The following is a 229-nucleotide window of genomic DNA, read 5'->3' as shown; positions in this document are numbered from 1 at the left end:
TGGACTTCTTGCCATTGTGAGCTCTAGATTTTGTGCCGTCAATAGCGATGGTTTCGCCTGCAATTAATTCGGCGTCTTTTAAAAAACTAACAAACAGTTTGAAGAGTTGTTTTAGTGCTTTAGGGTTGTCTTTTCTAAAGTCAGCTATACTGTGATAATTAGGACAAATAGCTTCTAAAAGCCATTGCAATTCAATATTGCGAAGACACTCTTTTTCTAATCGTCTCGA

At 37.1% G+C, this 229-nt stretch carries 1 protein-coding gene; it reads right to left on the bottom strand.

Going from position 1 to position 229, the window contains the following annotated elements:
• Positions 1–229: transposase (locus tag G6042_RS00095; protein WP_169522295.1), on the bottom strand; the 229-nt coding region annotated here is incomplete at both ends.

Origin of the sequence: Flavobacterium solisilvae, from assembly GCF_012911605.1 — a bacterium.
Classification (GTDB): Bacteria; Bacteroidota; Bacteroidia; order Flavobacteriales; family Flavobacteriaceae; genus Flavobacterium; species Flavobacterium solisilvae.
This window is presented reverse-complemented; position numbering and strand designations above follow the sequence as displayed.